This is a genomic window from Bacteroidota bacterium, from assembly GCA_039111535.1.
Lineage (GTDB): Bacteria > Bacteroidota > Rhodothermia > Rhodothermales > JAHQVL01 > JBCCIM01.
Genome location: JBCCIM010000277.1, coordinates 1 through 6,443, shown reverse-complemented (window position 1 = coordinate 6,443; position 6,443 = coordinate 1). Strand labels below are relative to the sequence as shown.

Annotated in this window: 9 protein-coding genes; 2 read left to right on the top strand and 7 right to left on the bottom strand. The window is 49.3% G+C overall.

The genetic code is table 11. The features are described from left to right. Positions 1-470: 470 nt before the first annotated feature. A complete protein-coding gene (locus AAF564_25300) occupies positions 471-1,709 on the top strand; it encodes a M23 family metallopeptidase (GenBank protein ID MEM8488887.1) in 1,239 nt (412 codons plus the stop codon). 20 nt (positions 1,710-1,729) lie between these two features. Here AAF564_25300 and AAF564_25295 read toward each other — a convergent pair whose 3' ends face one another. The 6 genes from AAF564_25295 to AAF564_25270 all read right to left on the bottom strand — a co-directional run bounded on the left by AAF564_25295 (position 1,730) and on the right by AAF564_25270 (position 5,075). Beyond that, on the bottom strand, positions 1,730-2,707 hold the full coding sequence (locus AAF564_25295; GenBank protein ID MEM8488886.1) for a zinc-binding dehydrogenase: 978 nt from the start codon (positions 2,705-2,707) through the stop codon (positions 1,730-1,732). Then, a complete protein-coding gene (locus AAF564_25290; protein MEM8488885.1) occupies positions 2,704-3,165 on the bottom strand; it encodes a hypothetical protein in 462 nt (153 codons plus the stop codon). Before AAF564_25290 ends, AAF564_25295 begins: the two co-directional genes overlap by 4 nt. A gap of 54 nt (positions 3,166-3,219) precedes the next feature. After that, the gene (locus tag AAF564_25285; protein MEM8488884.1) at positions 3,220-3,726 is read right to left on the bottom strand and encodes an ester cyclase; all 507 of its coding nucleotides are present in this window, start codon (positions 3,724-3,726) and stop codon (positions 3,220-3,222) included. 162 nt (positions 3,727-3,888) lie between these two features. Continuing rightward, positions 3,889-4,242, bottom strand: a complete 354-nt coding sequence (locus tag AAF564_25280; protein MEM8488883.1) for an AraC family transcriptional regulator — start codon at positions 4,240-4,242, stop codon at positions 3,889-3,891. A 126-nt stretch (positions 4,243-4,368) separates the two neighbouring features. Next, on the bottom strand, positions 4,369-4,770 hold the full coding sequence (locus AAF564_25275) for an AraC family ligand binding domain-containing protein (protein MEM8488882.1): 402 nt from the start codon (positions 4,768-4,770) through the stop codon (positions 4,369-4,371). Then, positions 4,767-5,075, bottom strand: a complete 309-nt coding sequence (locus tag AAF564_25270; protein MEM8488881.1) for a helix-turn-helix domain-containing protein — start codon at positions 5,073-5,075, stop codon at positions 4,767-4,769. Before AAF564_25270 ends, AAF564_25275 begins: the two co-directional genes overlap by 4 nt. 132 nt (positions 5,076-5,207) lie before the next feature. Here AAF564_25270 and AAF564_25265 point away from each other — a divergent pair, with 132 nt between their 5' ends. Beyond that, the gene (locus tag AAF564_25265; GenBank protein MEM8488880.1) at positions 5,208-5,870 is read left to right on the top strand and encodes a class I SAM-dependent methyltransferase; all 663 of its coding nucleotides are present in this window, start codon (positions 5,208-5,210) and stop codon (positions 5,868-5,870) included. Between the two features lie 86 nt (positions 5,871-5,956). On the opposite strand, the gene AAF564_25260 is transcribed toward AAF564_25265, so the two are convergent. Further along, the coding region (locus AAF564_25260; GenBank protein MEM8488879.1) for an FtsX-like permease family protein at positions 5,957-6,443 on the bottom strand (487 nt) is incomplete at its 5' end.

Below are 6,443 nucleotides of genomic sequence, written 5' to 3'. Positions count from 1 at the left end.
TTCCAAGTAGTGGGAAACTTAGAAAAAGAATTACCGTAGCCTCCGAGAGTCGGAAATGGGGAGAGGATTTGAGTATATCCAATTCAAAACGAGCACATCAACACTCATTTAAAACACAAGTTGGCTTTCTATTTGCAGTTAAATTTTCCTTTGTGTGCTTGACTGCAGCCAATAATTGCCGATTGCTAGAATAATTGTATTGTTACGCCTATAAGGAGGGCGGTCGTTCTTCGTCAATCACACCCCGACACCGTGTTGGGTACAACTTATGCCACAAAAGAGAACGACCCATGCAAGTTACGCGCCCCTCATGGCTAACCATGATCCTGCTTTAACCAATACGCCAGGAACGTAGTATGCCTGAGACCCCGTCCAGATGTTTATTTATTTCGCTTGTTTGTAGCGGATGGCTGTTGCTGTCTGGTTGTGCGGATGAAGCTGTTATTGAGGGGAGGAGAAGTACACAACACATGACGCCGCACCAGGCGTATGCTGTCTCGCTGGAAGAAGCCGGCTTACAGCAAACCGCACTTGGTCGGGCCTGGTTTGATGCCAGCCAGATAGCTGTCGACAAGTCTGTTGAAATTGCTACGCCCTACCGAGAAGTTGGCTACCTCGACCCTAAAGAGGTAGCCGCACGTGGGTATCATATCCGTGTGCTTCAAGGTCAGATGCTCGAAATTGAAGTATCTGTGCAGTCAGAAGACTCCATGTACCTTTTCCTGGATCTCTTCGAATTGCCCGATGACTCTTCAGCAACCCCACGACACGTTGCAACCTCCGACTCCCTCTATAAAATTCAGGTTGAACCGAAACGGGACATCACGTACCTCATTCGGTTGCAGCCCGAATTGCTACGTGGCGGGCGGTATACGTTCGACGTAAAAATTGATGCTTCTCTCGGATTTCCAGTTGCCGGCCACAGCAGCATGCATATTCACAGTTTCTGGGGCGCGCCTCGCGATGGCGGCCGGCGACTCCATAAAGGTGTCGATGTATTTGCCCTCACAGGCACCCCTGTGGTAGCTATTTCAGACGGGTACGTCGCTCGTATAGATGAAACCGTTGTTGGAGGAAAAGTAATCTGGGTGCGCGATGCGTCTAGAAACCAGGCGTATTACTACGCACATCTTGACGAATTTCTGATCGAGGAATTTACACGGGTCAAAAAAGGAGATACGCTGGGTACAGTCGGCCGAACAGGCAATGCTTACAATACGCCTCCACACTTGCATTTTGGTATCTATGCAGCGCGATCTGCCGTAGATCCGTTGCCGTTCATTAAGGACCTGACAGACCATCTGCCGCCCGTCGCAGCTGATACAAGCCGGCTTGGTGAATGGGCGAGGGTAACCTCTCGTTTTGCGCGACTCCGCAAAGGACCATCGCGCACATCAGAAATGGTGGACAAACTACCGCGCCATACAGCTATCCGCGTCCTGGGTGGCACAGAAAACTGGTATTCTGTTGAACTCCCAAACGGCAAATCGGGCTTCATTCTTTCTTCGCTAACGGAAGATGCTGACGACCCAATTCGCAACATGCAATTGGCATCTGGCCGCTCAATCCGCTACAGCCCAAGCATTTCAGCTGTCGCAATCGACAGCATTGGTGCCAACAGCGAATTGCCAGTCTTTGGTGAGTTTGGCGGCTTTATCGGCGTCACCTCACCCAACGGACGCACAGGCTGGATTTCAGCGATGGACTAACACCCCTCCCCAGTCTGCAATTACACCCCAGTACGCACCACAAGCTTGCCCTTGGCTCGGCTCTCTTCCATGATGGTGTGGGCCTCGACAATCTCTTCCATCTCAAAGATACGGTCGATATTAAGGCGGTATCGCCCTGCTTCAACGCGCGTCACAATGGTTTGCAGCGTTGCAGCACTATTGGCAGCGGTAACGGCTTCACTGCTGTATGTTGTTGTTCGAATTGTCTCTGCAACGCCATCAAGACCCGTTACCCAATAATCCCACTTGTCCCCCAGTAATCCTGTCTGACAAATAATCCCTGTAGCTTCGAGGCAGGCAATGGAATCTTCTAGGGTTGGTTGGCCTACCAATTCGAGGACAGCGTCTACGCCACGAGGGTAAATACGGCGAACGGCTGTTGCAATTGCGCCTTTGTCAATAAATACAGCATCTACACCATTAGCCACCAAGGCCGGCTTCTTTGCCGGATTCCTTGTGGTAGCCAGTACGGTAACGCCCATATCTTTGGCAATGGTCGCAGCAGCCATGCCGGCCGCTGACGTACCACCACGAATAAGCAGCGTTTGTCTAGCTTGCAGTTTCAATTGGTCCAGCGAGCCATAAGCTGTGATGAAAGTCTCAGGAATCGCCCCCAATTCGTCCCACGGTAGCGTTGTCTCGACCGGGATGAGCTGCGCCCGGGGCAGCAATGCATATTGCGCGTACCCGCCGTCGTACGCGCGCCCCATCTGTCCCATCATTGCAACCACACGCTGCCCTACCGCGAACCCGCCATCGGATGGGTCAGCAACCTCGCCAACACATTCGATGCCCAAGATCCTTGGAAACGGTACAAAGTCACCCGAGTGCCCCTGGCGCGTATACATTTCTGATCGATTCAAACCAAACGCTTTTACCCGCACCAGCACCCAACCCGGCTTGACGTCAGGTATAGGACGCGTGGTTAATTTAAGTACATCTGGCCCACCAGGTGCTTCAACAACTATTGCTTTCATCCAACTTCAGCATGTGATTTCTTTTTCCCAAACAGTAAGCTTCCTAGCCATATTGCGCCTGCAAGTTCTGAAGCAAGCACTATAAAGGGAAAGACCGCCATGAATTGATCGAAAAACGTTGGATTGGATACAGGCGCCATTAAAGACGGATCCAGCGTGTTGGGAGCAAGCAAAAACATATCCTGTATTTCTGTGAGCGTTCGCACTGTAAAAACCGTGAACATGATGGAGGGATTGCGCAAAATGACGCCGGCTACCATCATGAGCACAAGCGATAAATTACGGGTGCCCCACAGGCCATTCAGGAAAGGCAGGTTGTTGGCAGACCAGTCAACATCGCCCATGAATCCAAAAAACAAACCAGGATTAACCAGGCCGGCATAGCCCCCCATCAATCCCGACACCACGACAACAGCCGCTAAAACGTAAACAGGTAAAGGAATTTTATAGATCGGCATCTCGGATTCCGGTAAAAGTTAAGCTGCCTGCCCTACGACCGGGCAGCCGTGATACTATTGACCAGCAACCTGCTGGGTAGCTGTCAGCCAATCTTCGACGTGGTAGGAGCGTACGAGTTTGTTGTTTTCTACAGTATGTATGTCAATTGTCATGATTTCAAATGACTTTTCGCCTTTGGTAACCACACCGAAAAACTCACCACCCGGGGCATTGGGCGTCCCTGTAGCGATTGATCGAACCGTTACCCGATTGCCATCAACAATCATTTCTTTCACGTCCCAGTTCAGGTCAGGAATCATACCACCAAAAATGGCCAACGTCTGCACAAATCCCGCCCGGCCAGGTCCGCCAATGGGTTGTGGCGTAGAGAGCCAGTCTTCGTGCATGTATTTCTGGGTCATTTTGTCTGCTTGCGGACTGTTCGGGTCACTAAGCTGATCATAGAACTTCTGAACAATGCGCTTCATTTTGTCTGTCTCTACTTCCCTGCCAGTTTCCTCGACTGAGGTCCGATCGAAAGAAGCAAAGCCGGCTAAAACGGCAACACAAAAAAGCGGCAAGCGCAAAAAGCGATATTCCTTTTTTCATAATTCCGGTTGATATTTCTATGCGTTAAGTGGAGTGCCCAAGGGTAGCACAAGCTCCACACGAACTATTGTTTTTCTTGTAGAAAGGTCAACCAGGGTGGGTGCAGAAGAAACGTCGATTTGCAAAAAAAATTGTCAATTTGTAAAACGGCTTCTGAATTCGCCAGGGCGCATGCCGGTCATCCGGGTGAACAAGCGGTTAAAATTTGCCACCTCATCGAAGTTAAGCTGATAGGCTATGTCACTCACCCGTTCGGTGGTATAAAGCAATTTTAGTTTGGCCCAATGTACAACAGCTTCGCGAATAAGCAGGCCGGCGCTTTTGCCATACGCAGCCTTCACATGTTTATTAAGCGTGGCTCTGCTTAAATTAAGCATTTCGCAATATGCCGCTACCTTTCGTTCCCCTTTAAAGTGTGTAGCCAATAGCGCTTTGAATTGTAAAGCCACGCGGTTTTTATACGGCCGCACTTCTATTGCGTGCTGCATCTCGTAAAGCCGGTTGACCTGGATTAACCAGTAGTACAACAAGGCGCGTAACAAGTGGTCGCTGTCATCCCGTAAAGAATTGATTTCCTGCTCTAGCTCAGCAAGGATAACAAGGAATTGTTTATGCTACTCTTTAGCCAGCTGAATAGAAGCTGGCCATGGTGGGTTAAATAAATGCAGTCGGTATATGAAAAGGGGATCACGAAAAAACCGTTGGATAAACTCCTCTTCAAAAATCAGGTAATGTGCATCTACATCCGGCGTCCGTTCTCCCCAGCGCCGCACCATGCCGGGCGGCAAAAACAACATGGTCCCTTTTTGAAAAGGATACGCCTGTTCGTTTAAATGAAAAACACCTTCGCCAGCCGTGATCAGATAGATTTCGAAGAAACTGACAACAAAGGCATTATCATTGAGCAAAAATTGTGGATTGGTTGAGATCAGGCCGGCATCAACAAGAAGCTCTCTGCCATATTTGTCTCTGTGGAATTGCGTGATATCTGTAGGATTTGCCACAAGCCCACTCATTTGATAAACGGTTTGCCCCACGCTTTCATCGCCTGTATTACCGGTAGCAAGCTCTCCCCTTTCTCTGTCAGCGCATACTCTACCCGCGGCGGTACTTCAGCAAATACGGTCCGGCTTATGATATCATCTCGCTCCAGTTCACGCAACTGTTTGGTGAGCATCTGCTTGCTTATCCCATCGATCGCGCGCCGCATTACACCAAACCGATCCACCCCGTTGCTTAGCAAATAAAGGATTACGGGCTTCCATTTGCCACCGATCATTTGCAAACAATACGTAACTGGGCACGAAGGTAGAGAGACCATATCAGCGCTCTTTACTATGCTTTTATCCATTAGTCTACAATTAGTGACTAGGGTTATGAAACATGACTATATAAACACAACATACTACATATAGTCTTAATAGTCTAGTCTCTAACGATCAAGGTCAACTACATGAATAACACACTTCATGATCCGCAAGTGAGTCAAACGTTAAACCGGCTGCACAATGAAGCCGGCAAAGATATGCCGCGCATCATCAAAGGATTTGCAAAAAGTATCGGCCGGTCTCTTCGTCCCAAAGACATGGTTAACGCTTACATCGCCATCACACGCGAGCAAGGCCTTCTGCTATACAACCTGCTGCGGATGACACAGGCACAATACATTGTTGAATTTGGCACCTCGTTCGGGATATCAACCCTGTACCTTGGTGCTGCTGCAAGAGACAATGGGGGACGTGTAATCACAACTGAAATCGAGCCCACAAAATGCAAGGTTGCACGGGAGAATATTGCGGCGGCCGGCCTCAGCGATGTTATAACTTTGCTCGAAGGGGACGCGATGGTAACCCTTCAAGATGCTGCATACGGCATTGATCATCTGTTCCTCGACGGCTGGAACGATCTCTATCTGCCATTGCTTAACATGCTGGAGCCGAAACTGAGTTACGGAGCGAGTATCCTGACGGACAACGCTTCATTTGCCAGTGCAAAACCGTTACTGGGGTACATCCAGCAATCAGCAGATTATTTGACAACACCGCTAAAAACGGACAAAGGCACTACTGAGCTTTCATGCTACTTGCCAGCAAGCGTAAAAGAACCTGTTCACTGAATTACAAACTATACCCAACTTTCAACCATAAACCTGCAACCTGTAACTGCAAACCCACCAATCCATTCGGATTGATGGGTTCGCATTCAGGCATACCGCAAAACTTCAGCCGGACGCACCTTCAACAGCTTCCGGGTTTGTGACGTTAAGGAGGCAGCCGCAACTAAAAACACCAGCAAACTGGCCAAAACAAATGGCGTAACACTCATCGGGATTTCAGACGGTGCAGATTGCAAAATGGCGCGCAATCCTATATAGGCAACCGACGTAGCAATCAGCGTTGCCAGCCCAAGCATCATAAGAAACCCTCGATTTACAAGGAAGATGATGTGTAGCGCTGACGCCCCCATGGCTTTGCGTATACCAACTTCTTTCATCCGTTGTCCGACACGCTGGGAGGCCATCCCGAAGAGGCCCATGCAAGAAATAAAGAGGGCAAAGAGCCCCAGGTATCGACTAAAGGTTTGTGACAACTCGATCATGAAAGTAAAATTCTGGAAGACCTCTTCCTGCGGGTAGTACACGAAGTCCATACCCGGAAATTCCTCTACCCATGTTGCTTTTAGTGATTCA